The sequence below is a fragment of the Methylobacterium sp. WL103 genome (genome assembly GCF_008039885.1).
Classification (GTDB): Bacteria; Pseudomonadota; Alphaproteobacteria; order Rhizobiales; family Beijerinckiaceae; genus Methylobacterium; species Methylobacterium cerastii.
Map to the genome: position 1 here is coordinate 1 of NZ_VRUX01000299.1, position 5102 is coordinate 5102.

Below are 5102 nucleotides of genomic sequence, written 5' to 3' on the forward strand. Positions count from 1 at the left end.
GTGCGGGCGAGGCGGTCGGCGAGCCGGATCGCGGCGATCAGGCTGTCGGGGCGGGCGAGGCCCTTGCCGGCGATGTCGAAGGCGGTGCCGTGGTCCGGCGAGGTGCGCACGAAGGGCAGCCCGAGGGTGACGTTGACGCCGTCGTCGAAGGCGATGGTCTTCACCGGGATCAGCGCCTGGTCGTGGGTCGGGCACAGCGCCACGTCGTAGGTCCGTCGCGCCCGCTCGTGGAACAGCGTGTCGGCGGGAAGCGGCCCGCGGATGTCGACGCCCTCGGCGCGCAACCGCGCCACCGCCGGCGCCAGCACGTCGCGGTCCTCGTGGCCGATCGTCCCGGATTCACCCGCATGCGGGTTGAGGCCGGCGAGCACCAGCCGGGGCGCTTCGAGGCCGAAGCGCTCGGCGAGGTCTCGGGCGACGATGCGGGCGGTCTCGACCACGAGGTCCTGCGTCAGCAGCCCGGGCACGTCGCGCAGCGGCACGTGGATCGTCACCGGCACCACCGCGAGCGTCTCGCTCCAGATCATCATCACCGGGCGCGGCGGCGACCGGCCGGGGGCGACCGCGAGCGCCGCCAGGAACTCGGTGTGGCCGGGATGGGCGAACCCCGCCCGGGTCAGCACGAACTTGGCGATCGGGTTGGTGACGACCGCCGCCGCCCGGCCCGTGCGGACGAAGCCGACGGCGGCGGTGATGGACTCGATCGTCGCGCCGGCCGTAACCGAATCCGGGACGCCGGGCTCGGCGAAGGTCTCGTTCCCGCTCGGCAGCGCCACCACGGGGAGCGCCCGGGGGAACACCTCCGTCGCGGTCTCGGGGTCGATCTCGGCGACCGGCACGGCGAGGCCAAGGCAGTTCGCGGTGCGCTCGACGAAGGCCGGGTCGGCCACGAGGAAGAAGGCGGGGAGCGGGTCGGCGGGCGTGCTGGCGAGCCAGGCTGCAAGCGCCAGTTCCGGTCCGATCCCGGCAGGGTCTCCGAGCGTCAGGGCGAGGGGGAGCATCGGGGTCGGCGGGGTTTCGCGGCGGGAGACCTGCCTTAGCAGGAGCCTCCCATCGCCGCGAGCCCGTGCGTCTTAGCCGTCAATGCGCGGAGGCGATGCCGTCCGCCGTGGTGGCGGTGCCGACGTTCTGGCGCAGGTCCGCCTCGCCCAGGGTCTTGAGCTCGACGCGCAGCAACACGGTCTGGTTGCGCTCGGAGACGCCGGTCACCGTGGCGATCGGCGAGACGATGTAGTTGAGCGAGACCGTGGTGCACTCGTCCTGGTAGCCGGCGCCGACGCTCATGCCGGAGAGGTAGAAGCGGCCCGGGTTCTGGTAGGTCGGCAGGTTGCCGACGGGGTTGGCGATGTAGCTCGTCAGCGCCTCGGAATAGAGGGTTCGGGTGTCGAGGTAGTGGGTCAGGTCGACGAGCGCCGAGCCGGTGACGAACCAGTTCGGGGTGATGTTGTAGGTCGCCGTCGCGGTGATGCCCTCGCGGCGATGGCTGAAGCCGAGCAGCGGCTGCGCCTCGTAGTACGAGTAGAACGCCGAGAGCGACAGCGGCAGGAACGGCGCGAACCGGGCGGTGATGCCGGTCTCGAAGCGGTTCACCTTGAAGTCCGCCTGGTCGAAGCGGGCGCGCGTGATCAGGCTGATGTTCTGGTTCGGCGAGACCTGGACGCGGCCGACGAAGTCGGAGGCCGCGGTTTCCAGGCCTGAGTTCAGGCCGACGTTGGCGATGTCGCCGCGGCGGAACGAGTTGACGCCCGCGATCTGGATCGACTCGCCGAACATCGCGTTCGCGTACCAGCCCGAGGCGGTGACCACCGAGTATTGCGCGCCCAGGTTGGTGCGCACGCCGCCCTCGACCCGGTCGTAGCCGGAGAACTTGTCCCACTGGAACAGCGAGGTGTCGTCGAAGACGAGGCTCTGCGCGTCCTCGTTCGGCAGGTGGCCGATCCGGTTCTCGGACGGCCGGGCGATGACCTGGGCGATCGGCTCGAGGGTGTGGACGCCGAGCGGCCCGAAGTCGCTGACGAAGGGATAGCGATAGTCGATGCCGACCGCCGGCATCACGCGGCCGGTGAAGCCGTCGTCGACCGAGGCGATCTGCGGCACCAGGGCGTTCTGGTAGCCCGACAGGCTCGGGTTCACGAAGAACGCGTCGGTGCGCAGGTACGCGAACGGCGTGATCGCCTGGCCGAGGTCGTCGATGAAGGTCCGGCGCCAGGAGAGCTGGGCCGAGGCGCGGGTGTCCGTGCCGGCCAGGCCCCGCACCAGGCAGGTGTTGCGGTTGAAGGTCGTGCAGGTCTCGTAGAGCGGATAGCTGATGCCGTTGACGCTCGGGCTGAACAGGTAGGTGCCGGTGCGCGGCAGGCCCTGGAAGTCCGTCGCCTCGCGGGTCAGGCTGGTGATGTTGGCCTGGAAGCGGACCTCGCCGCCGAGCTCGCCCGGGCCGTTGATGCGCTTGTCGTAGTCGATCACCGGCAGGACGAGGGGCTGCTCCTTCTGCCAGTCGAAACTCGACAGGCCCTTGAAGTAGTAGCCGCGCATCTCGAAGTACGAGCGGTCGCCCTGACCGATCAGGTACGCGGTCGACACCGCCTCACGGAAGTAGTCCGTCGTGATCGACTGGTTGCGGATCCGGTAGTTGTCGAGGAACCACTTGTCGGTCACGCCGACGAGGTCCCAGCCGGTGCGCCAGTTCTCGTTGATGTAGAACCGGCCCTTGGATTCGACCGAGCCGCGGAAGTCGCGGTCGCCGGCGCCCAGCGGCCCCGGCAGGAAGGCCGAGGGCGTCGTCTGGAAGATGCCGGAGACGCGCAGGTTGTAGCTGCCGTTGTCGAGGCGCTGGCGGAACTCGCCCTGCCCGAGCACGCCCTGGCGGCTCAGGAAGGACGGCGACAGGGTCAGGTCGTAGTCCGGCGCGAGGTTGAAGAAGTACGGCACCGTCAGGCCTGTGCCGAGCGCCGTCGAGTTGATGAAGCGCGGGGTGAGGAAGCCGCTCTTGCGCTTCACCGTCGGGTCGGCGGACTCGAAGTACGGCAGGTACGCCACCGGGATGCCGGCGATCTCGACCGTCGAATCCTCGAAGTAGATCGTGTGCGTCTCGTTGTTGTGGATGATCTTGGCGGCGCGCACCTGCCACAGCGGCGGCTTCTCCGGGTGGTCTCGGCAGGGCTCGCAGGCGGTGTAGGTGCCGTAGTCGAAGCTGGTCTGTTCGCCTTCGAGGCGCTCGCCGCGCGGGGACGAGAACCGCGTGCGGATGGTCTCGCCCTTCTTCACCACCGTCTGCTGGATGCGCAGGCTGTCGATGAAGCCGCTCTTGAAGTCGTCGGTCAGCTCCATCTTCTCGCCGGTGACGACCGCGCCGTCCTGGTCGGTCAGACGAACGTTGCCCTCGGCGAAGACGCGGCTCGACGCCCGGTCGTAGCGGACGCGGTCGGCCTGCAGCGTGCGCGGGCCGTAATGCAATTCGGCGTTGCCGCGGGCGGTGACGGTGTTCTTGTCGTTGTCGTAGATCAGCTCGTCGGCCTCGACGAGGAGCTTGTCGCCGGGCTTTCCGGCCACGGGTTTGCCGGCCGAAGGCTTGGCTGCGCCCGGCAGGCCCTGGGCGTCGGCGGGCACGGTGCCGCCGATCGGCGCCGCGGCGCAGAGGAGCGCCAGCAGCCCGAGGACCTTCGCGATGTCGGCGACCTTACGCAACGCCTGTCCCAACTCCGGTGACGACCGCCGCCACGTTTCCGTCCACGTCCGCCTCCCGCGCCAACGTCCGATACCCGCATCCGAGGCGCGGGCGTCAGCCGTCTTCCTGGTACAGAAGCGTGAGCGTACCGAGAAGGCTTCCTACCACGGCCGGGAACCACGCCGCCACCGGCGCCGCGACGATCCCGGAGGCTCCGAGGCCTTCCATCACTTGGCGGGCGACGTACAGGGCGAACCCCGCCGCGACCCCGCCGAGCACCAGCTTTCCCACACCACCAAAGCGGAAGAACCGTAAGGAAACGGTTGCCGCCACCAGGACCATGGCCAGGAAGAGGATCGGCCTGGCCCAGAGCACATCATACTGGAGACGGTAGCGGGTGGCATCCAACCCCGCCCGCTCGGTGCGTGCGATGGTGTCGGGTAGTTGCCAGAATGGCACGGATTCCGGGGGGGTGAAGCGCTGCCGCACCTGGCTCGGGTCGAGGGTCGATGCGATGAGGTAGGTGCCGAACGAATCCGGCGGGGCGCCCGGCGTCAGCACCCGGGTGTCCGTGAGCTCCCAGTAGCCGTCGTGCAGGCTCGCCCGCGCGGCGACGATCTGGGAGACGAAGCGGCCTTCCGCGTCGAAGGTGAAGACCTGGACGCCGGCCAGCGTCGTCGTGCCCTCGATCGCGGTCTCGGCGCGGATGATGGCGCCGCCGTCGAGGCTCTTCTGGCGGATCCACAGGTCCTTGCCCGAGGAGGCCTTGGTCGACTTGGCGAAGATCTTCGCCTCGATCTCGGTGGAGCGCTGCTTCATCATCGCCGAGACCGGGTTGTAGACCCCGACCGTGAAGGCGCCGAGCGCCAGCGCCACGAAGAAGCCCGGCTGCAGGAACTGCCAGGCCGAGATCCCGGCGGCGCGCGCCACCACGAGCTCGAGCTTGCGCGAGAGCTGGAGCAGGGCCGCCATCGAGCCGAACAGCACCGCGAAGGGCAGCACGCCCTCGGCCACCGCCGGCGTGCGGTAGAGCGAGAGCTGGGCCATCAAACCTGTGGACGCGCCCTCCGCGTCGCCGGCGCGGCGCAGCAGCTCGACGAAATCCAGGGTGTAGACGAGCGCGAAGACGGTGATGAACACGCCGAGCACGGTGCGCGCGAAGCGGGCGGCAAAGTAGCGCCCGAGGGTGAAGCCGATCAGCATGACGGCTCAGCCGGCGGCGAGCCGGGGTGCGCGGAAGCGCCCCCGCAGGGCGGATACGATCCGGGCGTTGAGGCCGCGCACCGCGGGCCCCTGGAAGATCACGAGCGACGACAGCGCGATGGCCAGCAGCGGCACCGCGTAGATCGCCACCACCGCGCCCGCGCTTCGGGTCGCCGCGCTGGTCGCGGTGAAGCCGGCGATGCGCAGCGCGACCACCGCCAGCACCGCGCCGGCC

At 69.9% G+C, this 5102-nt stretch carries 3 protein-coding genes and 1 pseudogene; all 4 read right to left on the reverse strand.

Going from position 1 to position 5102, the window contains the following annotated elements:
* Nucleotides 1-1001: 4-hydroxythreonine-4-phosphate dehydrogenase PdxA (gene pdxA / locus FV222_RS16760; protein ID WP_147815183.1), on the reverse strand; the 1001-nt coding region annotated here is incomplete at its 3' end.
* Nucleotides 1002-1080: 79 nt separating this feature from the next.
* Nucleotides 1081-3684 carry an LPS-assembly protein LptD gene (locus tag FV222_RS16765; RefSeq protein WP_147765306.1) on the reverse strand — a complete coding sequence of 868 codons (2604 nt, stop codon included), beginning with the start codon at nucleotides 3682-3684 and terminating at the stop codon, nucleotides 1081-1083.
* Nucleotides 3685-3778: 94 nt separating this feature from the next.
* Nucleotides 3779-4867: an LPS export ABC transporter permease LptG gene (lptG, locus tag FV222_RS16770; RefSeq protein WP_147765305.1), complete on the reverse strand. Its 1089-nt coding sequence runs from the start codon at nucleotides 4865-4867 to the stop codon at nucleotides 3779-3781.
* 6 nt (nucleotides 4868-4873) lie between these two features.
* Nucleotides 4874-5102 (reverse strand): annotated as a pseudogene (locus FV222_RS16775) (LPS export ABC transporter permease LptF); the annotation flags it as partial.